The organism is Nocardia sp. NPDC020380 (assembly GCF_044386975.1).
Taxonomy (GTDB): domain Bacteria; phylum Actinomycetota; class Actinomycetes; order Mycobacteriales; family Mycobacteriaceae; genus Nocardia.
Genome location: NZ_JBIRVQ010000006.1, coordinates 399,202 through 420,452 on the forward strand (window position 1 = coordinate 399,202; position 21,251 = coordinate 420,452).

The window sequence follows — 21,251 nt, forward strand, 5'->3', positions numbered from 1 at the left end:
TAGAGCGGTAAGTGTCTGTGTTACTCATCAACCCGGCTGACGAGGAGCATCGTGCTTGACACCGTGACCATCCGATCGGTGGAGCCGTACGCGGATCTGCCCTACGAATGGGTGACCGCGACGGCGGATTTCGCCGTCGACCCCGAGTCGGCGGCAAATGCCAGGATCGCCGATCTCGGCCTGGCCCCGCGCGGCGCCGACGGGCTGGTCCGATTCGACGCCGACGTGCGGCTACTGCGGCCGATGACGGGAGGTAACGGACGAGTTCTGCTCGTGCTGCCGAATCGCGGTATGACACTGGGGCTTCCGTTCAACGCGACACAAGCCGCGCTGTCGTTCGATCCGGCCGCGGTACCGCCCGCCGGGGATGCCTTTCTACTGCAGCAGGGTTGGACTATCGCGTGGTGCGGATGGCAGTGGGACATCGTGCGTTCCACCGGAGCATTGGGGCTGACCGCACCGGTCGCGGAGGTAGAGCCGGGGTGGATGCGGGTCGAGTTCAGGCCGGATGTCTTCCAGCGCACGCACGCGCTGAGCGATTCGGGGGCGCTGGCGCGGTTCGCCGACTACCCGACCGCCGACGTGAACGATCGGGAGGCGACCCTGCGCGTCCGCGGCTTACCGATGGCAGTGGGCGCGATCGTGCCCCGATCGGCATGGCGGTTCACCGGTCCGGCCACCTTCGAAGTCAACGGCGGCTTCCAGCCGTTCCACTGGTACGAGCTGGTGTACCGGTCCGCGTTCGCGCCCGTCGTCGGAACCGGTCTGCTCGCACTGCGGGACTTCGGCGCGTACCTGCGGCGCGATCACGAATATGTATTCGCGCAGGGGGTTTCGCAGTGCGGTCGGGCATTGCGGCAGCTGCTGTTCGAAGGTCTCAATGTCGACGAGTCCGGCACACAGGTGTTCGACGGGATGTTCGCCCAGATCGCCAGCGCGCGAAGGGGCGAGTTCAACCAGCGGTTCGGGCAGCCCGCACTGACCCATCCCCTGACGCCCGCCTACGGCGAGCCCCTCGACACCACTGCGCTGCTGGCGCGCCAGCGTGCGGTCGGCGGGACCCCGAAGATCATGTTCGTCAACAGTTCCTGGGAGTACTGGCGCGGCGATGCCGCGCTGATCCACCAGGACGCGCACACCGGAGACGATCTGCCCGAGGATCCCGATGCGCGGGCTCACCTCGTCTCCGGGACCGATCACATCGGCCGGGTTCCGGAACTGAAGAAGCTCATGCCGCTGGCGAATCCCGGCACCGACGTGGACCCCGCGCTCGCGCTGCGCGCGCTGTTCGTCCAACTCGAAGAGTGGGTGTGCGACGGCCGGGAGCCGGAGCCCAGCCAGGTTCCCCGCCGGGCGGATGGAACCGCCGTCACCCGCGATCAGGTGCTCGAAATCCTCCGCGTCACATACCCGGATGCGGCATTCCCCGATGTGGATGCGCTGCCCTGGACCCCGGTCATCGACCCGGACGACCTCCAATTGCCGTTGAAACTCGGTGACCCGCTCGTCGCGCTGGTGTCGGCGGTGGACGAGCGCGGTAACGAGATCGCCGGTATCCGAATGCCCGATCTTGCCGCGGGCACGGCCGCCTACACCGGCTGGAACCCGCGTGTCCACATCGACGGCCTCCCCGACGTGCTCTACGAAATGCTCGGCAGCCGACTGGCTCCGGCAACACCGGTCGAACCGGATCTCGCCGCGATCCGCGCCGCGGCGCAGTCGTTGGTCGACCGCCGTTTCCTGCTACCTCGAGACCTGGACCAGGCCATCGCCGCCGCAACCGATCACCCGCCGAGCCGCCCGCGCACCGAGTGATCAACCGACGCTCGATGATCGCCGCGCCCGAGGACAGTTGTCCGCTGGGCCAGCGCCGCACAGGGACTCGGCGATCGGCGCGGTTGACTCGCCGGACCTGGTCATTGCCTCGGTGACTGGTCGGTCCCGATGGTTGCTGCGGTGATTCAGTGGTTGGCTGCGGCGAGGCGGGTGGAGTGGTTGGTGGTGGCGGCGGTGTGGAGGGCGGCGCGGGCGGCGGTGATCACCGGGTGGTGGGCGGTGCCGCGGCGGTAGGCGAGGTGGGTGCGGCGGCGGGTGGGGAGGGGGACGAGGGTCACTTCGGCTGGGACGGAGAGGGTTCCGAGTTCGGGGACGAGTGCTACCCCCTGGCCGGCGGCCACGAGTGCCAGGACGGTGTCGAAGTCGTCGGCGTGGTGGCGGATGCGCGGGGTGAAACCGGCTGCGCGGCAGGCGCGGACGGTTACGGCATGGCAGAGGGTGCCCGGGGTGCCCGCTATCCATGGCGAGATGCGGTGTGCGGCAAGGGGGTCGGTGTGTGGCCCGTGGTGCAGGGTGGCGAGGTAGACCGTTTCCTCCAGGAGGGGTTCGGTATCCAGCGCTGTGTCGGGGTCGACGGGGACGTAGTCGTATTCCTGGACCAGAGCGATATCGAGGGCGTCGGCGCGCAGGGCGGCGGGCGCCAGGGCCGGATCCAGTTCCGTGACAAGCAGTTCCAGGTGTGGATGCTCGCGGCTGAGGGAGACCAGTGCGGGGGAGAGGATGGTGCGGACGGCGCTGGGGAAGGCGCCGATGCGCAGGGCGCCGTTGAGTTCGGTGCGGGCGGTGGCCAATTCGGCGGTGGCCTGCTCGAGGACGGCGAGGATGGTTTCGGCGTGCGCCACGAGTCGCTGGGCCGCCGGTGTCAGGACGACGCTGCGGCCGGTGCGCTCCAGCAGGGTGACGCCGGCCTCTCGTTCCAGTGCCGTCAACTGCTGCGATACCGCCGACGGCGTGTAGGAGAGCGCCTCGGCGACCGCGGTGATGGTGCCGCGGTGCGCGAGTTCACGCAGCAGCCGCAGGCGGCGTACATCGAGCATCAGCTGAGCTTACGCTCGGCGGCAGAAACGTGAAATGGACCTGAAGCCGCATGCCGACAATTCTGGTGGCATGACTTTCACAGGGCTGTATGTACCGCTCGTCACGCCGTTCACCGCCACCGGAGAAGTCGCGCTCGAGGCCCTGTCCGGCCTCGCGCACCAGTCCCTCGACGCGGGCGCGGCCGGGCTCGTCGTGCTCGGCACCACCGGCGAACCCGCCACCCTCACCGCCGCCGAACAGCGTCAGGTGATCGACGTCTGCGCGAGCGCCTGCCAGGAGCGCGGCGCGCAGCTGATCCTCGGCGCGGGCACCAACACCACCGCCGGTTCGGTGGATGCCGTCGCCGCCCTCGATGCCCGGGCCGCGGCCGCGCTCACCGTCGTCCCCTACTACACCCGCCCCTCCGAGGAGGGCGTGATCGAGCATTTCCGCCGGGTCGCGGCGGCCAGCCCGGTGCCGGTCGTGATCTACCACATTCCGTATCGCACGGGTCGCACGCTGAGCGCCGAAACCCTGTGCCGCCTGGCCGAATTGCCGAATGTCGCCGGTTTCAAATACGCCGGCGGCGGCATCGACGACACGGCGATCAACTTCCTGAGCCGGGTTTCGCCCGGCACGTCGGTCCTGGCCGGAGATGACATCTACACCGCGCCGCTGCTCGCGCTGGGCGCCTCGGGCGGAATTCTGGCCTGTGCCAATGTCGCTCCCGCCGCGTATGTGGAACTCGTCGCCGCCTGGCGGAGTGGTGAGATCGAGCACGGTCGCCGGCTCGGCAACAGCCTCGTTCCGCTGGCCTCGGCGCTGTTCGTCGAACCCAATCCGACGGTGGTGAAGGGGGTGCTGGCCGCGCAGGGCCGCATCCCCAGCGCCGCGGTGCGGCTCCCGTTGCTCCCGGCCGCCGAATCCTCGGTTTCCGCTGCACTGGCCGCCCTCGAGGGGGTGTCGGCGCAACTCGTTCCGGCCGCTCGCTAGCCCGGCCGGGCTCGGCGTGCGCGACCGCGATGCCCGCGCGGTCGCGGTCGTGCGCGCCCGGGCCGCACCCCGTTCCCATTTGAGTCACAACCATTTCTCATTCGCGCCAAGCCACTCCCGCCCCCGGGTGTGATCCGTGCCGCCCCGCCGCGGATGGCAGGATCGGTAATTGTGAACAACCCCGAACCGCAGGTCGAGACGCTCGTGAATCTCGATGCCATCGCGCACAACGTTCGGATTCTGACCGAGCACGCCGGTGACGCGGCAGTGATGGCAGTGGTCAAGGCGGACGGGTACAACCACGGCGCCGCCGAAGTGGCCCGGGCGGCCCTCGCCGCGGGCGCCCGCGAACTCGGCGTCACCACCGTCTCCGAGGCCGTCGCACTCCGGACCGCGGGCATCACCGCACCGATCCTGTGCTGGCTCAACACTTCCGACGCCGACTTCGCGCCTGCCGTCGCCGCGGACGTCGAACTCGCCGTGTCCTCGCTCGCGCACCTGGAAGCCGTGGCCGCCGCCGCCCGGCGGACCGGCCGCACCGCCACCGTCTCGCTCAAGGTCGACACCGGGCTCAACCGCAACGGCGTGCCGCAGGACGAATACCCGCAGGTCCTGCAGCGGCTGAACCAGCTGATCGCCGAGGAAGCGGTGCGCTTCCGTGCCATCTTCTCGCACCTGGCGCTGGCCGACGAGCCACAGCATCCCGCCAATGACATGCAGCGCGACCGCTTCCTCGAATTCATCGCCACCGCCAAGGAGCACGGCCTGCAACCGGAGCTGGTGCACCTCGCCAATTCCGCTGCGGCACTGACCCGTCCGGACCTCGCCTTCGACATGGTGCGTCCCGGCATTGCGCTGTACGGGCTTTCACCCGTCCCCGAGATCTCCGACTTCGGCCTGCGCCCGGCCATGACCTTCCGGTCCCGCGTCGTCCTGGTCAAAGACGTCGCCGCCGGTGAGGGCGTCTCCTACGGGCATACCTGGATCGCCGACCGCGACACCACCGTCGCCCTCATCCCCGCCGGGTACGCCGACGGCGTCCCGCGCAATCTGAGCGGCCGCATCTCGGTGTGGGTGGGCGGCGCCCGCCGCCCGAACCGCGGCCGCATCTGCATGGATCAACTCGTCGTCGACCTCGGCGACAATGCGGCCGGCGTCCGCGAGGGCGACCTCGCCGTCCTCTTCGGTGAGGGCCCCGAGGTTCCGACCGCGCAGGAATGGGCAGAACTATTGGGCACGATCAACTACGAGATCGTGTGCGGACCACGCGGCCGCGTGACCCGCGACTACATCGGAGGCGGGCGATGACCGACAGCCGCGGGCATCGCATGCTCCCCACCGTCGAGGACACCGAAGCCCTCGGCCGCGAACTCGCCGACCAGTTGCAGGCCGGTGACCTGGTCATCCTGGACGGACCCCTGGGCGCCGGCAAGACCGCCCTCACCCGCGGCATCGCCTCCGGGCTCGGTGTCGAAGGACGGGTCAGCTCACCGACTTTCATCATCGCCCGGCAGCATCGCGCCGGTGAGCATCCGGGCGCGGTGGGCCTGGTGCACGTGGACGCTTACCGGCTCGGCGGCAACCTCGACGAACTCGACGCCCTCGACCTCGACACCGATTTCGATCACGCGGTCGTCGTCATCGAATGGGGTCTCGGTGTCGCCGAACGTCTGGCGGACCGCCACCTCCGCGTCCAGCTGCGCCGCGAACCCGAATCGGATGTGCGCACCGCGGACTGGGAGTGGGTCGCCGCCAACTAGCAGGTGAGGCGCTGCCCACAGGACGGGCAGCACGACATCGAGTGGCCTCGACCACCCGGTATTGTTGACTCAATCATGCTAATTCTGGCTGTCGACACCGCGACTCCGGCCGTTACGGCGGGACTGGTGGAACTGGAACCGGCGGACGCTGAGTCAACGGCACCCCGCATCACCACGATCACCTCCAAGGTGACCGTGGATGCTCGCGCGCACAACGAGGTGCTGACCCCGCAGATCCTGGCCTGCCTCGCCGAATCCGGCCGCTCCCGAACTGAAATCGACGCGGTCGTCGCGGGCGTCGGACCCGGACCGTTCACCGGGCTGCGCGTGGGCATGGCCACCGCCGCCGCATTCGGTGACGCCCTCGGCATTCCCGTGTACGGCGTCTGCAGCCTCGACGCGATCGCCGCCGACACCGAAAGCTATCTGCGCGACCGCACCGAACCGGTCGAGCTGCTCGTCGTCACCGACGCGCGCCGCCGCGAGGTGTACTGGGCGCGTTACAGCACCGTGGCCACGGCCACCACCATCGCGGACACCGTCAGCGGCTCCGGCGCCCACGCGCTCGTGCGTATCGACGGCCCCGAGGTGTGTAAGCCCGCCGATCTGGACCAGGGCACCGCCACCTACATCGCCGGGTCCGCCTCGCACGTCGACTATTTCGACCTGCCCGTGCTGCCCGTGGAAACCCCGTCCCCTGCCGGCCTGGTGCGCTGCGCCGCCGCCGAACTGCTCGCGGGCGCCGAACCACAGCCGCTGGTCCCGCTCTACCTGCGCCGCCCCGACGCGGTCGAGAAGAGCTACGCGCAGGTGGGCCGATGACCATCCGCATCGAACCGATGCGGCCGGCCGACGTCACGCGCTGCGCGGAACTCGAAAAGCTGCTCTTCCCCGAGGACGATCCCTGGCACGAGGTTTCGTTCCTCTCCGAACTCTCCGGACCGCACAACCGGTACATCACCGCGCGCGACAACGAGAACCGCATGCTCGGTTATGCCGGCATCGCCTTGCTAGGCGACGCCGCGAACCCGGAAGCCGAGATCCACACCATCGGCGTCGACCCGAGCTTCCATCGCGGCGGCATCGGCACCCTGCTGCTGGAAGCCCTGCTGCGCGAGGCCGGCCGGCGCGGCGGGCCGGTGTTCCTCGAGGTCCGCACCGACAACGCACCCGCCATCACGCTGTACGAGAAGCACGGCTTCCACATCATCGGCCTGCGCAAGAACTACTACCAGCCCAGCGGCGCCGACGCGTACACCATGCGGCGGCCCGCCATGGCCGGATTCCCGCAGCACACCGGCGGATCCGCGAGCGAATCCGCCGGCCACGGATCGGACGCCGGGTCGTCCAAGGACACCGAGGTCTTGTCATGATCGTCATGGGTATCGAAAGCTCCTGCGACGAAACAGGAGTCGGCATCGTCCGGTCACTGCCGGACGGGACCTACGAACTGCTCGCCGACGAGGTCGCCTCCAGCGTCGACCAGCACGCCCGCTTCGGCGGTGTGGTGCCGGAGATCGCGTCGCGCGCGCATCTCGAGGCCATCGTGCCCGCCATGCGAAGGGCCTTGGCGGCAGCGGGAATCAGCAAGCCGGACGCCCTCGCGGTCACCATCGGACCCGGCCTCGCTGGTGCGCTGCTGGTCGGCGTGGCCGCGGCGAAAGCCTATGCGGCGGCGTGGGACATCCCCTTCTACGCGCTGAATCACCTGGGCGGGCACGTCGCCGTCGACACCCTCGAGCACGGGCCGATGCCGCCGGCGGTGGCATTGCTGGTGTCCGGCGGGCACACCCATCTGCTGCAGGTCACCGATCTCGCGCAGCCCATCGTCGAACTCGGCAGCACCGTCGACGATGCCGCCGGTGAGGCGTTCGACAAGGTGGCCCGGCTGCTCGGCCTCGGCTATCCCGGCGGCCCGGTGCTGGACAACCTTGCGGCGGACGGCGATCCGAACGCCATCGCCTTCCCGCGCGGCATGACCGGTCCCCGCGACGCGCGCTACGACTTCTCCTTCTCCGGCCTCAAGACCGCGGTCGCCCGCTATGTCGAAGCGGCGCAACGCGAAGGCCGCGACCTCCCGATCCCGGATATCGCCGCGTCCTTCCAGGAGGCGGTCGCCGATGTGCTCACCATGAAGGCGGTGCGCGCGGCGCAGGACATCGGGGTCGACACCATCGTGCTGGGCGGCGGCGCCACCGCCAATTCCCGCATCCGCTCTCTCGCCGAGGAACGCTGCACCGCGGCCGGTCTCACCCTCCGCGTGCCGAAACCGCGCCTGTGCACCGACAACGGCGTCATGATCGCCACCCTCGGCGCGCATGTGATCGCGGGCGGCGCACGCCCTTCCGAACTCACCGTCGCCACCGACCCGGGCCTGCCCGTCTCCACCAGCCGGCTCTGAGCCGCGATTCCCGGTTTTCCGGGACGGGGTTCGGCCGGTCCGGAGTGGTGTGCTGGTCAGTCGGTCGGGTGCGCCATCGTCGTGGGGCCCGTGCCGGAACCGGAATTGTTGCGGGGCAGGGCCGAATTGGTGGTCCCGGGGGCGCTCGGATCGGGTTCCGTCGTCGGCGCCAGCGTGGAGCCCAGGAGCGGGCCCAGCAGCCGCGGCAGGTCCGCGGGGAAGGGGATCTGGGGTAGGTCCGGATCCGGGCGCAGCGGCGGCGCCTGCGGCGTGGTGGTGAGCGAGGTCTGCGGCACCGCGGAGGGCCCTGGCTGGCCGCTCTGCGGACCGGAGGAGGGCGAGACCGGGTTGTGGGTGGCGGTGGTGATTCCGCCCGGCAGCGGGACGACGGGAGCCGAAGTCATCGGTTGCTGGGTACCCGTGGTGCTGGGGGAGTAGTTGGTTTCCTGATGCGCCGGCACCAGTTCCTTCACGCCGTAACCGACGATCAGCCCGACCACCACGATCGCGCCCGCCAAAGTGCCCGCCAGCTTGGTGAAGGTACCGACCGGCGCATCCGAATTCAGGCTGATCACCGGGAACGCCGACTGCGACGGCGAATCCGCCACCAGCGCAGCGCCTTTCGCGATCGCCGCCTCCGGCTCCGGCACGGTGAAGACCGGCACGTCCAGCTGCCGCTCCAGCCCCACCACCACGGCCGGCACGTTCGCGCCGCCGCCGATGACGGCCACGGCCTCCGGGAACTTGGGCGAGCGCGCGAACACCCCGCGCGCGAACACCGCGAGTTCGCGCAGCAGATCCGAGATCAGCTCCTCGAAATCCACCCGGGTGAGTTTCAGCGGCTGCCCGGCCACATGGTCGATGGTGACCGCGGGCGCGATGGACAGATGCTCCTTGGCCGCGCGGCTGCGGTTGAGCAGCATGCCCCGGTTGGGCCGGGTGCCGCGGCGGGCCAGGTGGCAGTCCAGCAGATGCTGCAGGATCAGTTCGTCCACCGCGGTGCCGCTGATGGCGGTGGTGCGCTCGGAACGCAGCACGGTCTCGTCGGCGTGATCGGCGACCGTGACCGTGGTGCCGGTGGCGCCGATATCCAGCACGGCGACCGTGTCGTAACGGTCCAGCAGGCCGGTGTGCCGCAGAAAGGCAAGGGCCGCGGTGCTTTCCGGGATGAGACGCACATCGCGGCGTTGTCGGCCGATCGCGGACCGGATGATCTGGGCCTGTTCCCGGTCGCGGTAGGCGACCGCGATATCGGCGGGCGCGCCGGTTTCCGGATCGTGCCGGGCCGCCGCCATGGCCACCGGATGCGCGCCGTGCGGATGCACGATGTCGCGGGGAATCTGGGTGGTCATCAATTCGATGGAGGATGCCACGAGATCGCCGAGATCGGAGTGGGCCGTATCGGCGGTGACCACCCGGTAGTCGAAGTTCTGGGCGCCATTGGGCGCAGTGACGACCGTCGCCGAGCACACCACCTCGTTCCCGGCGGAGATGCCGAGGGATGTTCGCATGTTCACCTCCCTTCGAGCGGATGGTCCTGGTGGAGACGACCATCTCGAACGGACTGCGGAAGCGGCCATTGGGTTGTGGTCGATTCCGAGCTACGGATCCTGCCGGGCCCCTGTCCGATGGGGCATCGGGGCCGGCCACTGATCACTTGCGGTCTTGCTCTCTTCTCGAGACCGTGCGGCGGTGACCGCACAGAAAGCGGGGTGAAGCGTTTGTGTAACTGTCGACGGTGCACATGACGGGGCCGATGTGGTCCTGCCGCGTGGCCGTCGTCAATGGTGTCACAATCCGTTATCCGAACGTTACAGATTTTCGTATTTCTATGGAAGCCCTCAGATTCCCTGCCCGTTCGCTCGGCGAGTCGCGTTGTCCAGCGGCATTGCACCCCCAGCCAGCGCTGTTGCAGATGTAAGTGCATTCTGGGTAGCAGTGCCCGCCCTTGAGCGCTGGCACTCCCGTGTATAGAGTGCTAGTTGGCACTGGTTGTGTGCTCAGGTGCCAGCAATTGACTACTGAGCAGGGGTCCCGGCACCCGCGACGACGGGGCTCAGGAACAGGGTCGGCAAGACTGAAACCGTGAGCTCGGGGCAACCCGCCCCGGGCGAGAAGATCCCCTGAAAGTGGAGGGCTCAACGTGGCGAGCGTGAACATCAAGCCGCTCGAGGACAAGATCCTCGTCCAGGCCAACGAGGCCGAGACGACGACTGCCTCCGGCCTGGTCATCCCCGACACGGCGAAGGAGAAGCCCCAGGAGGGCACCGTCATCGCCGTGGGTCCGGGCCGGGTGGCCGAGGACGGCGAGAAGCGGATTCCGCTGGACGTCAAGGAAGGCGACGTCGTCATCTATAGCAAGTACGGCGGCACCGAGATCAAGTACAACGGCCAGGAGTACCTGATCCTGTCGGCCCGCGACCTGCTGGCTGTCGTAGCCAAGTAAGCCGTCAGGCAACGTGTTCCGCCCCGGTGTCGCGCCGCTGCTCATACAGCTGACCGACCCGGGGCGGAGTCCGTTCCGCCGCAACCACTTCAGGAGTAGGTAAATGCCAAAGCAGATCGAGTTCGACGAGAAGGCTCGCCGGGCCATGGAGCGCGGCGTCGACAAGCTCGCCGACGCCGTCAAGGTCACCCTCGGCCCGCGCGGCCGGCACGTGGTGCTGGCCAAGGCCTTCGGCGGCCCGACCGTCACCAACGACGGTGTCACCATCGCCCGCGAGATCGATCTCGAGGACCCGTTCGAGAACCTGGGCGCGCAGCTGGTCAAGAGCGTCGCCACCAAGACCAACGACGTCGCCGGCGACGGCACCACCACCGCCACCGTGCTGGCGCAGGCCCTCATCAAGGGCGGCCTGAAGAACATCGCCGCCGGCGCCAACCCGATGGTGCTGGGCAAGGGCATCAGCAAGGCCGCCGAGGCCGTCGCCGCCGCCCTGCACGCCGCCGCCACCCCCGTCAACGGCGAGAAGGCCATCGCGCAGGTCGCGACCGTGTCCTCGCGTGACGAGGAGATCGGCGCGCTCGTCGCCCAGGCGCTGACCAAGGTCGGCAAGGACGGCGTCGTCACCATCGAGGAGTCCTCGAGCCTGCAGACCGAGGTGGTCATCACCGAGGGCGTGCAGTTCGACAAGGGCTACCTGTCCCCGTACTTCGTCACCGACCAGGAGACCATGCAGGCCGTCCTGGAGGACGCCTGGATCCTGCTGAACCGGGACAAGATCAGCTCGCTGCCCGAACTGCTCCCGCTGCTGGAGAAGATCGCGGAATCCGGCAAGCCGGTCGTGATCATCGCCGAGGACGTCGACGGCGAAGCGCTCTCCACCCTGGTGGTCAACGCGCTGCGCAAGACCCTCAAGGTCGTCGCGGTCAAGGCGCCGTTCTTCGGCGACCGCCGCAAGGCGTTCCTGGACGATCTGGCCATCGTCACCGGCGGCACCGTGATCAACCCCGAGCTGGGCATCACCCTGCGCGAGGCCGGCGTGGACGTGCTGGGCAAGGCCCGTCGCGTGGTGGTCACCAAGGACGAGACCACCATCGTCGAGGGCGCCGGCACCCAGGACGCCATCGACGGCCGGGTCTCGCAGCTGCGCAAGGAGATCGAGAACACCGACTCCGACTGGGACCGCGAGAAGCTGGAAGAGCGGCTGGCCAAGCTGGCCGGCGGCGTCGCCGTCATCAAGGTCGGCGCGGCCACCGAGACCGAGCTCAAGGAGCGCAAGTACCGCGTCGAGGACGCGGTCGCTTCCGCCAAGGCCGCGGTCGCCGAGGGCATCGTCCCCGGTGGCGGCACCGCCCTGGTGCAGGCCGCGGCCACCCTGGTCGAGCTGCGCGACTCGCTGTCGGGCGACGAGGCCGTGGGCGTCGAGGTCGTGCGGCAGGCGCTGACCTCCCCGCTGTACTGGATCGCCTCCAACGCCGGCGTCGACGGCGCGGTCGTGGTCGCCAAGGTCACCGAGGGCAAGGACGGCTTCAACGCCGCCACCCTCACCTACGGTGACCTGGTCACCGAGGGCGTCATCGACCCGGTCAAGGTCACCCGCTCCGCGGTGGAGAACGCCACCTCCGTGGCCCGGATGGTGCTCACCACCGAGTCCGCCGTGGTCGACAAGCCCGCCCAGGAACCGGCCGGCCACGACCACCACGGCCACTCGCACTGAGCGATTCGGCTCGGCACGGCAGTTGGAACAGGCCCCCGGACAGCAACAGCTGTCCGGGGGCTTTGCCGTACGGGAGCGAAATGCGCTGTGCCCCGGATGGTTCCACTGCACCGGCTGCCCGGCTGGCTCGGCGATACGGCCGGGTCGCCCGGACGCGCGCGCACACGCTGGCCGGGAGCTCCCGGAGCGGAGATCGCGCAGACTCGTGTGGCCTCGGGTCAGGTCAGGCAGAGGCTGGTCAGGAGGGCTTCGGCTTCGGCGGGGTCGAGTTCGCGGACGAGGTCGGCGGAAGCCTGGAGGGCCTGGTGGGCGATGCCGTACATGTTGGCCGGATTCCAGTTGAAGTGAATGCCTTTGGGCTCCACGACCAGGACACGCCTGCCGTTGTGGAGGGGTAGTTCGAGGGGGGAGCCGGAGCCGGGCATGAAGAGGGCGCCGGGGAAGGTGAAGTTGAAGCGCTGGTGGTCGAGGAGGGCGCGGGCCTCGAATTCCTCTTGTGTCAGCGCGTGATTGCGGGCGTAGCGGACCACGGCCGGATCCACGGGCTCGGCGTCGAGGTAGCCGGGTCCGGTATGTCGCAGCAGCGCGTCCTGGATCAGGGCGTAGGCGTGGTAGAGGCGGTCGCGGACGCCGGTGAGGCGGAATTCGAAGGCGCGGCGGTTCTTCGGATCCAGTACCAGCAGTTCCAGATCGTCGTGCAGCGTGAAGATCTCGCGCAGGAACCAGGGCACCAGGTGCGCGTCCTCGAGGTCGTCGAGGCGCTCGATGATCTCCGGGTTTGCCCGCCACCGCTTGCGGGTCTCCTTGGAGCGGCTGAGCATGGTCATGGTCGCCATGAAGGTGAGTTGCCCTGCCGCGCGGACCAGTTCGTCCGGTTGCTCGGCCAGTGCGTCCAGCACCTCGCGGAACAGGTCCATGGTGGCGTCGATGGCGGCGCCCGGATCGGCCCCGTTCTCGACCAGCGTGCCGCACATGAGCGCGAGCACCGAGCTGTGGAACAGATCCCCGCCGGGCAGGAGATTGCGCAATTCGACCACGCCCGCGGTCATTTCGGCCACCGATTCCACGGCCAGCAGTTCGGATACCTCGGCCCCCGCCGCGGGCGGCAGGTACAGCCCGCGCCCGCCGGTGATCGCCTCCAACTCGTGCGGAGCCGTCGGCCCCTTCACGAACTCGCGCAGCGCTTGCAACGCCATGAGATCCTCGTTCCCCCAACCCAACCCGATCGCGTACGCAGACGGTAGCAGTCCGCCCCGACAAGGGGTCGACCGAAATATTGGGGGCTCGGCGCGCGAAACGCGAGAAGAATTTGGACGTTTGCGCCCAATCCGACGGAGCGAACTGGGCGGGCGTCCTGGATCGCGGGTATGCGAATCAGTCGTGAACTGCGCGGGTGCTACGTCCGTTTCCGGTGTGGAGCGGGGGACGGCTGTGGTGGATCGCTGTCGGCGGAGCCTGGTCTGCTGCTACGGCGGCGAGTATGCGATCGCGCAGTGCGGGCGGTGGCGCTGCGGCCACCGACGACGCGCACAGGGCGAGAGCTTCTCGGGTCTGCTGCACTTCCTGGGTGAAGTCCGCGCGCAGTACCGGGTCGCCGGTATCCAGTAGCTCTTGCACTGCGCGCTGATCTTCGTCGCCGATCGATCCGAGCGCGACACAGTGCGCGAGATCGATCTGGCTTTCGTTCATCTCACGTCACTCCCAAACTTTTCTTGAGTCGTGTCAGTCCATCACGTATACGGGACTTAACGGTAGGTAACCCTACGCCCAGGTAAGCCGCTACCTCGGCATACGTCCGCCCGCCGAAATAGGCGAGCGAGATCGCTTCCCGCTGAGTCTCGGTCAAGGTGGCCAGCCCCTGCAGCACCGCCTGCTGTTCCAGCCGTCGTCCGACTTCTTCGGTGACCTCATCGAATTCGTTACCGAGGGTGCTGGTTCCGTAGGCGACCTCGCGCTGAGCATGTGCCTGCTCGGCCCGGACCCGGTCGACCGCACGCCGATGGGCGAGCGTCATCAACCAGGTGACCGCCGACCCCTTGGCGGGGTCGAAATTGGCGGCCGTGCGCCATATCTGGAGGTAGACCTCCTGAGTGGTCTCCTCGGCATAGCCGGGATCATGTAGCACGCGTAGGACCAGGCCGAAGACCCGCGCACTGGTGCGGTCGTACAGTTCGGCGAAAGCCTGCTGATCCTGATCACCGCAGCGTTCGAGAAGTGCGGCGAGTTCGAGGCTTTCGGCTGCGCGCGCCGTCACTACAGAGTCCGCGCGCCCGTCCCGAGAACTCTGGAACGAGTCGCCCTCTGCAGCCGGCGGCCGCGCTGTCACAACGCTCCGTTCTGTGTCATCGGCCACGAGGGTAGCCTGCCGCTATAACCTCCTCTCGGTGGGGGGTATCGGCAAATCCGCTGTCGCACAATGTTTTTCCGTTTTGTACCGACACGCCGTAATCGTGACCTTGTGGACACGCCGTGACACGCCGGGGTTTTCGGGAAACGCCGTTCCGACGGACACAAGCTTCTGGCCATGTCGTGCGAAGCCTCATCAGGTGATGCCCGCGGGGCGCCGCGCATCGGTCGGTACACGCCACCGCGCATCGGTTCGGATCGTCGCGGTGGCGGGCGCGTACAGCGCTTACCAGCCACAACCGGCTCTCCGTCCAGCAGTGGCCGGTTGTTTGCTAGAGATTCGGCGCGCCGCGGCGCGCGGATGGGAGGAATTCTGAACTCACAGCACCGCGCCGCATCAGTGACATCGCAGGTAGACACCCGTCACGCAAGTGCGCGCGGGGCGGCACCGGCCGCCGCCCGGGATGCCCGGCAATGCCGGTTCCATCCCGTGAAGCCGCGATTCGTCCGCGGGCGGGCTAGGCCACCACCCGGCGCCGGCTGCGGCGCGCGTGCATCTCCCGCTCGGTCTCGGACATCCCGCCCCAGATTCCGTAGGGCTCGCTCACCTTGAGCGCGTGTGAGCGGCACTGCAACAGCACGGGGCACGACTTGCAGACCTCTTTGGCGCGTAGCTCGCGCTGGGCCCGTGCGCGGCCGCGCTCGCCGTCCGGGTGGAAGAAGACGGACGAGTCCTGTCCCCGGCAGGACCCGCGCATCTGCCAATCCCAGACATCGGCGTTCGGACCAGGGAGGTGGGTTGGCATAGGCATGGTGAACTCCTGGTGGTGCGAGCTCGTCGGCATTGTCGAGCGGTGCTGGTGGCATTCAGTGGGCCGCATCGCCGCGTGGCGATCGCACTCCGCAGGCTCCGCAATTTCGAGCGGCGCCAACGGTGGCGATGTCGTACGTTAGGTCGGAGAACGAAATCGAGTCAATAGTTTGTCCTCCCGCGATCCGAATGCCGATCCTTTAGAGAATTAACATTTCCTCTATTTACAAATCGGCTCGCCTATGGTGATACTGTTCGGTTGCCCAGCTGGTCGGCTCGCTCGCCGAGGCGGATCGGACTTGTCAAAGACCCTGGTGGGACTGCATTTTCCCGCACGAATGCGAGCAATCCAAGCTATGCACGCATCGCGATGTCAGTGATCTCAGCCATTGGACAACCCGCCGTGAGTAGGGTAGAGATGGCCGCATCGAGGCCGTCAGGTTAATAGCGCGAAACGCCATACGAATTCCTAACGGGCGTGCTGGGCGATAGCGAAGACAGATTTACGGAGTGGAAACACAAAGACACTTGCGAATGCTGAAGAGTTGCTAGGTATCCATGCTATGGCGCCCATCCGGCGCCCGCACCGTACTGGCTACAGTGCGGCGGTGCCTGTGCTCGAAGTGAACTCCGTGCTCTCCGCCGTCGCCTTCGGCAATGCCCCCGGCGATGCTGCCATCGGATTGCCGGCCGCCACCGACGCCACCGGATCCTGGCTGCGAGCAGTCGCACTGAGTGGCGTCGGGCACTATGCGGCAGCCCGCTCCGAGCTCCGCCGCGCCCGCCGCGGCACCACCGATCCGGCGCTGCTCTCGCTCGCCCACAGCACCGAGGGTTCCCTGCTCCGCCAGCTCGGCTGGCACGCGCACGCCGCCGTCGCCGACGGTCGCGCCGCCGCCCTGGTCCTGCCGCCGACTGCGGCGCCCGACTCCGCTCCCGCCTCGACCCCCGCGGAAATCCTTCGCGCCGAGGCCGTTTGCGACGCGTTGACCGGACTGGCCGCGGACGCGCTCGGCACGCTGCGCCCCGCGCTCGCCGCGCGACTGCTGCACCGTTGCCGCACGCACCTGGACATTCATCTCCGGGATGTCGAGTCCGCTTGGCGCCCGCGCATTCGATTGCACTGGGTGTCCGCTGAAACTGCGCTGTCGGCTCCCGGCGCGAATCTGATCTCCGCTCCGGCCGATTCGATCTCCGCCCGGGCCGCCCTCGATCCGGGGGCCGCCAACCGTGTTCCGGCGCAGCCTGATTCCGGACGGAATCATCCTGAAGTCGTACTACTTCAGGATGATCCTGCGCCGCTGCAGGAAGATCCGGCGCTCGCGCACGCCGCGGCGGCGCTGGCGCTCGCCGAAAGTTCGCCCTCCCAGCGGCATCGCGTCAAATCCCGGCTGCTGCTGGCCGCCGCGAGCGCCGCCGCGGGGGACCTCGACCGGTCCCGTGCACTGGCAACCGAAGTCGCCGCGCAATGCCGTGCGCTCGAACTGCTGCCGTTGCGGTGGGCTTGCGCCATGCTCCGCTCCGGCATCGATCCGGCAGGTGACGGCGCCGCCGAAGCCGCCGAGTGCGCTCGATTGCTGACGATGCGCGGCGGGCGATTGCGTTCTCCCGGCGACCTTCTGGCCCGACCCTGAACGTTCTCAGGGAAGTCCCTGAGTCCTCCCAGAGAGTGACCCCCGTATCGGGTGTCACAAATGTGATAGCCGCTATTGTTGGACCGTTCCGCCCCTCCGCGGAAGCACCGTCTCTCGCACCGCGGTGCCACTCGTAACGCCAGGAACAGCTCTGACGATGAACAACACGGGTGAGGAGTTGGATCCCGCCATCGTCGCTGCCGCAGCGCAGGGCGATCGGACTGCTCTAGCCCAGGTACTGGAGAGCATCCGCCCCCTTGTGGTGCGGTATTGCCGTGCGCGGATCGGATCGGCCGAACGGGGTCAGCTCTCCGCGGACGACGTCGCGCAGGAGGTTTGTCTGGCCGTCATGACAGCCCTGCCTCGGTATCAGGATCAGGGCAGACCGTTCATGGCTTTCGTGTACGGCATCGCTTCCCACAAAGTCGCCGACGCTCACAGAAATTCCGCCCGTAACAAGGCGGACGCCATGGCCGAAGTACCGGATGTCATATCCACCGACCAAGGGCCGGAGCAGCGAGCTCTCGAATCCGAAACGAGCCGGCAGATGAACGCTCTGCTGGCAACGCTTCCGGAGAAGCATCGGGAGATCCTCATCCTGCGCTTGGTCATGGGTTTGTCGGCCGAAGAAACCGCAACCGCTGTGGGCAGTACAGCGGGGGCTATACGAGTCGCCCAGCACAGGGCACTCGCGAAACTCAAGTCTCAAGTGGCGAGGGCAGGTGAAATGTATGGCTAGGGATGGCGAGCGCGGTCGGGGCGACTGGAAGGCGCGATCTGGATCGCAAAACAGCGGTCCCTATGCCGAGGCGTCCGGTGACACCGGGCCGGTGGACATCGCGGCGGTGCGCCGCGATGACGCGTTGATCGATGCGATTGCCGGTGACGGCCCCGTGCAGACGGGGACCACCGAGGAGTATCAGCTCGCGGCATTGCTCGCGAACTGGCGCGCGGAGATCATGGCCGAGCCGTTGCCGGCCGGACCGGACCTGGATGCCATTGTCGCAGCGGTCAATCAAGAGATAGGCGCCCGGCAAGCGCGTATCGGTGCGCAGTCCAGAGGGCGACTACGGCTGCTGCGTCCCATCGCCGGTGCGGCGGCCGCACTCGCGCTGGTCATCGGTGGCCTGACGGCCTTCTCGTACAACGCGAACCCCGGCGATCCCCTGTGGAAAGTCAAAGAGGTCGTGTTCAGCGAGCAGGCCCAGTCCACCATCGTGCAGAACGCGAGCAGCGATCTGCAGCAGGCCCAGCAGCTGGTGCAGGCCGGGAAGCCGGAGCAGGCCCAGGCGCTCATGGAGCGTGCGGCCAGCAACGCGGCCCAGGTCAACGACAGCGGTAAGAAGGACGACCTGCTGAACAAGTGGCAGCAGGTGCTGTCGCAGATTCAGACGGTCGCGCCGAGCGTGGCACAGCAACTTGCCACGATCGTCCCGACGACCACGCCGCCGGTGACCACCAACCCGCCCGTGACCACCCCGGTGGTCCCGACGACGGCGCCGAATCCGGGCGGCGAGATCACGCCGCCGAGCACCAGCATCAACCCGATGACGGTCGCGCCGGGTCCGGAGACGAATCCGTCCCAGGGCGGCGGGAATCCGAGCCTGCCGACCACGCCGCCGGTGAATACGCTGCCGGCGCAACCATCCTCGGAACCATCCGAGCCCGCCACGCAGCCCTCGGCCGGAGTGCCGACGACCGTCCCGGTGCAACCCTCCGCGGGTGCACCGGGCACGATCTCGAACCCCGGGTCGAACCCTGGCGGGTATGAACCCGGCTCGAATCCCGGTGGGCACGAGCCGGGCTCGAATCCGACGATCGAGAAGCCGCCGATCGCCGCCCCGCCGGCCGTGCCGACCACGATTCCCGTGGTGCCGCTGCCGGTTCCGGGCGGAATTCGCTGATCAACCCGAAAAGGGCCTGCATCCATGGGATGCAGGCCCTTTCTCGATGAGTCAGACGTCGAACCCGTCGAATCCGTCGCCGTGCAACGCCTCGTTCATGGAAGCGTCGGCGTAGCCCCGGCAGTAGTCCCAGGTGACGTACGCCTCGGGCGTCGGATCGTAGGCGGGCTCGTGCGGGCGCACCGTGCCGTCCACCAGTAGCTGGAGGAGGTTGGCGCGCAACATGTCCCAGTCGTGGTAGTGGTCCTGCCGACAGTCCTCGCAGCTGACCACTAGCCCGCGGATGCCGCGGTGAGCCAGCAATGCCTCGTAGACGGCGAGATCGGCGAGATCCTCTTCGACCGCTAGGCGCTCGTGAGGATCCAGCGGCTCCCCCGGCTCGATGGCATCGAGCGCGGCCGACGGGTCGGAGGGGTCTCCGGCGAACGGATCCGGCGGCAAGCCAGGTGGTAGATGGTCACGCACAGTCCCACGGTACGCAGAATCACCCCCTCCGCGCCAGCGCTGAAGCCTATTTGCCCTCACTTCGCTGGAAGACTTGTGGCATCCACCACAAGGTTCGCGGCCCGCCCCGGTCTGGACTGACGGAGCGGGGGAGCGAAGCGGAGGAGCGGAGGAGGGAAGAGCGGGGTTACGAGGGCCGCGAACAGCCCGGAGCGCAGCGGAGGGCAGTTAAACAGAGCAGCATGCGACCGATACCATGGTTCCTCAAAGGCCGGGTAGTAAACGCCGGCATCGCCATTCATCCAAGCGTCCACCGGTGCCCGGTCCGGTGGATGATGCCGAGGTCCAGGAGGGGTCGATCCGAATGAGCAGTCCCGTGACGGGCGAACGCAGTGATATCGCCGGACGCGCCGGCCGCCCCCATACGGGTGGAGATGATCCCGACAAGGTCGCCATGCTCGGCCTCACTTTCGACGATGTGCTGCTGTTGCCCGCCGCCTCCGATCTGATCCCGAGCTCGGTCGACACCTCCAGCAAGCTGACGCGCGACACCACGCTGCGCACCCCGCTGGTGAGTTCGGCCATGGACACCGTCACCGAGGCGCGCATGGCCATCTCCATGGCGCGCGCGGGCGGTATGGGTGTGCTGCACCGCAATCTGTCGGTGGCCGATCAGGCCGCGCAGGTGGAGACCGTGAAGCGGTCCGAGGCGGGCATGGTGACCGATCCGGTGACCTGTCGCCCGACCGACACGCTCGCCGAAGTCGACGCCATGTGCGCGCGGTTCCGCATCTCGGGCCTGCCCGTGGTGGACGAGACCGGCCGGCTGGTCGGCATCATCACCAACCGCGATATGCGCTTCGAGGTCGACCAGAACAGCCGCGTCGCCGAGATCATGACCAAGGCGCCGCTCATCACCGCCCAGGAGGGCGTGACGGCCGAGGCCGCGCTGGGCCTGCTGCGCCGGCACAAGGTGGAGAAGCTGCCGATCGTGGACGGCGACGGCAGACTTCGCGGTCTGATCACCGTCAAGGACTTCGTCAAGACCGAGCAGTACCCGAACGCCACCAAGGACCGCGACGGCCGCCTGCTGGTCGGCGCCGCGGTCGGCGTCGGCGAGGACGCGTGGTCGCGGGCCATGACCCTCACCGAGGCCGGCGTGGACGTGCTCGTCGTCGACACCGCGCACGGCCACCAGTCCGGTGTGCTGCAGATGGTTTCCAAGATCAAGGCCGAGGTCGGCGACCGCGTGCAGATCGTAGGCGGCAACATCGCCACCCGGGCCGGCGCGCTCGCGCTGGTCGAGGCGGGCGTGGACGCCGTCAAGGTGGGCGTCGGGCCCGGCTCGATCTGTACCACCCGCGTGGTCGCGGGCGTCGGCGCGCCGCAGATCACCGCCATCCTCGAGGCAGTCGCCGCGTGCAAGCCGCACGGCGTGCCGGTCATCGCCGACGGCGGCGTGCAGTACTCCGGTGATATCGCCAAGGCCATCGCCGCCGGCGCGTCCACCGTGATGCTCGGCTCGCTGCTGGCGGGCACCGCCGAATCCCCGGGTGAGCTGGTTCTGGTGGGCGGCAAGCAGTTCAAGAGCTACCGCGGCATGGGTTCGCTGGGCGCCATGCAGGGACGTGGCGAGGCCAAGTCCTACTCCAAGGACCGCTACTTCCAGGACGACGTGCTGTCCGAGAAGAAGCTGGTGCCCGAGGGCATCGAGGGCCGGGTGCCGTTCCGCGGACCGCTGGATCAGGTTGTCCACCAGCTGGTGGGCGGGCTGCGCGCGGCCATGGGTTACACCGGCGCGCAGACCATTCCGGATCTGCAGGCCGCGCAGTTCGTGCAGATCACGGCGGCGGGCCTGAAAGAGTCGCACCCGCACGACATCACCATGACCGTCGAAGCCCCCAACTACAACGCCCGTTCGTAGCCCGACGCCGTCGGTTCACGG

The 21,251-nt window shown here is 68.3% G+C and carries 20 protein-coding genes; 13 read left to right on the plus strand and 7 right to left on the minus strand.

Annotated features, from left to right (window positions below; translation table 11 throughout):
* Window positions 1-51: 51 nt before the first annotated feature.
* Window positions 52-1,815: an alpha/beta hydrolase domain-containing protein gene (locus ACH438_RS18500; RefSeq protein ID WP_397006661.1), complete on the plus strand. Its 1,764-nt coding sequence runs from the start codon at window positions 52-54 to the stop codon at window positions 1,813-1,815.
* Window positions 1,816-1,961: 146 nt separating this feature from the next.
* Here ACH438_RS18500 and ACH438_RS18505 read toward each other — a convergent pair whose 3' ends face one another.
* Window positions 1,962-2,873 carry a LysR substrate-binding domain-containing protein gene (locus ACH438_RS18505; RefSeq protein WP_397006663.1) on the minus strand — a complete coding sequence of 304 codons (912 nt, stop codon included), beginning with the start codon at window positions 2,871-2,873 and terminating at the stop codon, window positions 1,962-1,964.
* A gap of 70 nt (window positions 2,874-2,943) precedes the next feature.
* Between ACH438_RS18505 and dapA the strand changes: the two genes are divergently transcribed.
* The 6 genes from dapA (at window position 2,944) to tsaD (ending at window position 8,007) form a co-directional block, all read left to right on the plus strand.
* Entirely contained in the window at window positions 2,944-3,846 is a 903-nt protein-coding gene (dapA, locus tag ACH438_RS18510) for a 4-hydroxy-tetrahydrodipicolinate synthase (RefSeq protein ID WP_397006665.1), read from the plus strand.
* Window positions 3,847-3,999: 153 nt separating this feature from the next.
* Window positions 4,000-5,154, plus strand: coding sequence for an alanine racemase (gene alr, locus ACH438_RS18515; RefSeq protein ID WP_397006667.1), 1,155 nt, complete (start codon window positions 4,000-4,002; stop codon window positions 5,152-5,154).
* Window positions 5,151-5,606, plus strand: a complete 456-nt coding sequence (tsaE, locus tag ACH438_RS18520; RefSeq protein WP_397006669.1) for a tRNA (adenosine(37)-N6)-threonylcarbamoyltransferase complex ATPase subunit type 1 TsaE — start codon at window positions 5,151-5,153, stop codon at window positions 5,604-5,606. Before alr ends, tsaE begins: the two co-directional genes overlap by 4 nt.
* A gap of 75 nt (window positions 5,607-5,681) precedes the next feature.
* Window positions 5,682-6,428: a tRNA (adenosine(37)-N6)-threonylcarbamoyltransferase complex dimerization subunit type 1 TsaB gene (gene tsaB, locus ACH438_RS18525; protein WP_397006672.1), complete on the plus strand. Its 747-nt coding sequence runs from the start codon at window positions 5,682-5,684 to the stop codon at window positions 6,426-6,428.
* A complete protein-coding gene (gene rimI / locus ACH438_RS18530) occupies window positions 6,425-6,979 on the plus strand; it encodes a ribosomal protein S18-alanine N-acetyltransferase (protein ID WP_397006674.1) in 555 nt (184 codons plus the stop codon). The genes tsaB and rimI overlap by 4 nt, the downstream gene beginning before the upstream one ends.
* Window positions 6,976-8,007 carry a tRNA (adenosine(37)-N6)-threonylcarbamoyltransferase complex transferase subunit TsaD gene (gene tsaD / locus ACH438_RS18535; RefSeq protein WP_397006676.1) on the plus strand — a complete coding sequence of 344 codons (1,032 nt, stop codon included), beginning with the start codon at window positions 6,976-6,978 and terminating at the stop codon, window positions 8,005-8,007. The genes rimI and tsaD overlap by 4 nt, the downstream gene beginning before the upstream one ends.
* A 56-nt stretch (window positions 8,008-8,063) precedes the next feature.
* Here tsaD and ACH438_RS18540 read toward each other — a convergent pair whose 3' ends face one another.
* Window positions 8,064-9,518 carry an Hsp70 family protein gene (locus ACH438_RS18540; RefSeq protein ID WP_397006678.1) on the minus strand — a complete coding sequence of 485 codons (1,455 nt, stop codon included), beginning with the start codon at window positions 9,516-9,518 and terminating at the stop codon, window positions 8,064-8,066.
* A gap of 632 nt (window positions 9,519-10,150) precedes the next feature.
* On the opposite strand from ACH438_RS18540, the gene groES reads away from it, so the two are divergent.
* Together groES and groL are read left to right on the plus strand one after the other, a co-directional pair.
* Window positions 10,151-10,453: a co-chaperone GroES gene (gene groES / locus ACH438_RS18545; protein ID WP_397006680.1), complete on the plus strand. Its 303-nt coding sequence runs from the start codon at window positions 10,151-10,153 to the stop codon at window positions 10,451-10,453.
* Window positions 10,454-10,556: 103 nt separating this feature from the next.
* Window positions 10,557-12,167, plus strand: coding sequence for a chaperonin GroEL (groL, locus tag ACH438_RS18550; protein ID WP_397006682.1), 1,611 nt, complete (start codon window positions 10,557-10,559; stop codon window positions 12,165-12,167).
* A gap of 218 nt (window positions 12,168-12,385) precedes the next feature.
* Here the strand turns inward: groL and ACH438_RS18555 are convergent, their stop codons facing one another.
* The 4 genes from ACH438_RS18555 to ACH438_RS18570 all read right to left on the minus strand — a co-directional run bounded on the left by ACH438_RS18555 (window position 12,386) and on the right by ACH438_RS18570 (window position 15,325).
* On the minus strand, window positions 12,386-13,363 hold the full coding sequence (locus ACH438_RS18555; protein ID WP_397006684.1) for a hypothetical protein: 978 nt from the start codon (window positions 13,361-13,363) through the stop codon (window positions 12,386-12,388).
* A 178-nt stretch (window positions 13,364-13,541) separates the two neighbouring features.
* Window positions 13,542-13,856 (minus strand): hypothetical protein, encoded by a 315-nt coding sequence (locus tag ACH438_RS18560; RefSeq protein ID WP_397006686.1) that lies wholly within the window; start codon window positions 13,854-13,856, stop codon window positions 13,542-13,544.
* 1 nt (window position 13,857) lies between these two features.
* Window positions 13,858-14,421 (minus strand): sigma-70 family RNA polymerase sigma factor, encoded by a 564-nt coding sequence (locus tag ACH438_RS18565; RefSeq protein ID WP_397006688.1) that lies wholly within the window; start codon window positions 14,419-14,421, stop codon window positions 13,858-13,860.
* Between the two features lie 610 nt (window positions 14,422-15,031).
* Entirely contained in the window at window positions 15,032-15,325 is a 294-nt protein-coding gene (locus ACH438_RS18570) for a WhiB family transcriptional regulator (protein ID WP_397006690.1), read from the minus strand.
* A gap of 607 nt (window positions 15,326-15,932) precedes the next feature.
* Here ACH438_RS18570 and ACH438_RS18575 point away from each other — a divergent pair.
* The 3 genes from ACH438_RS18575 (at window position 15,933) to ACH438_RS18585 (ending at window position 18,862) form a co-directional block, all read left to right on the plus strand.
* Window positions 15,933-16,958 (plus strand): hypothetical protein, encoded by a 1,026-nt coding sequence (locus ACH438_RS18575; RefSeq protein WP_397006692.1) that lies wholly within the window; start codon window positions 15,933-15,935, stop codon window positions 16,956-16,958.
* A 157-nt stretch (window positions 16,959-17,115) separates the two neighbouring features.
* Complete coding sequence (locus ACH438_RS18580; protein WP_397006694.1) at window positions 17,116-17,697, plus strand: sigma-70 family RNA polymerase sigma factor; 582 nt, start codon at window positions 17,116-17,118, stop codon at window positions 17,695-17,697.
* Entirely contained in the window at window positions 17,690-18,862 is a 1,173-nt protein-coding gene (locus ACH438_RS18585; RefSeq protein ID WP_397006696.1) for an anti-sigma-D factor RsdA, read from the plus strand. The genes ACH438_RS18580 and ACH438_RS18585 overlap by 8 nt, the downstream gene beginning before the upstream one ends.
* Before the next feature lie 51 nt (window positions 18,863-18,913).
* Here ACH438_RS18585 and ACH438_RS18590 read toward each other — a convergent pair whose 3' ends face one another.
* Window positions 18,914-19,327: a DUF5319 domain-containing protein gene (locus ACH438_RS18590; RefSeq protein WP_029923780.1), complete on the minus strand. Its 414-nt coding sequence runs from the start codon at window positions 19,325-19,327 to the stop codon at window positions 18,914-18,916.
* 343 nt (window positions 19,328-19,670) lie between these two features.
* Between ACH438_RS18590 and guaB the strand changes: the two genes are divergently transcribed.
* Complete coding sequence (gene guaB, locus ACH438_RS18595) at window positions 19,671-21,230, plus strand: IMP dehydrogenase (RefSeq protein WP_397006699.1); 1,560 nt, start codon at window positions 19,671-19,673, stop codon at window positions 21,228-21,230.
* Window positions 21,231-21,251: the final 21 nt, after the last annotated feature.